The organism is Chitinivibrio alkaliphilus ACht1 (assembly GCF_000474745.1).
Taxonomy (GTDB): Bacteria; Fibrobacterota; Chitinivibrionia; order Chitinivibrionales; family Chitinivibrionaceae; genus Chitinivibrio; species Chitinivibrio alkaliphilus.
In genome coordinates, this window is sequence record NZ_ASJR01000075.1 from 1 (window position 1) to 658 (window position 658).

1 protein-coding gene is annotated in these 658 nt (G+C 45.4%); it reads right to left on the reverse strand.

The genetic code is table 11. The annotated features are described in order from the left end of the window. The coding region (locus CALK_RS11690; RefSeq protein ID WP_155851880.1) for an IS3 family transposase at positions 1 to 658 on the reverse strand (658 nt) is incomplete at both ends.

The window sequence follows — 658 nt, forward strand, 5'->3', positions numbered from 1 at the left end:
AACCAGATACATCCATCGGTTTTTTACTGGTAAATACGTAATATCTGACACCCATGCCCGATTTGGATATTCCTGCTCAAAATCTCTATTGAGAAGGTTTGGCGCAACGGGCATAGAGTGCTTCGAATCTGTTGTTACAACAAATCTCTTCTTTGTTTTGCAACGGAGACTCATCGCATGCATCTCACGGGCAACGCGACTGCGACTGATACTCTTCCATTTCTCATAATCGCGTAGATCATGGGTAACTGTGGGACTGCCAGCTCTGCCCTCATGATTGTCATAGCACTCTTTTATTGCATGCTGAAGCTCTTCTTTTTGCCGTTTCCGGCAAGACTTCGGACGGGACAACCATCGATAATAACCGCTTGTTGAAACCTGCAGGGTCCTGGACATTTTCACAACCGAATAGAAGGGGCGATTCTTTTTGATAAAGCGGTACTTCATTTCGATTGTTTGCTGAAAAATGCCCACTGCTTTTTTTAAGATATCTCGCTCTATGCGAACATCTTTCAAGGCATTTTCAAGCTCTCGGATGCGTTTTTGTTCAGGAGTCAAAGCCTCTTTGCCATGCCCCGGAAAAGCGAGTTTGCCGTTCTTCTTTTCTGCTGTACGCCAGCGATATAGTAGCTCCGCACTAATACCAAGAGCGTCTGCC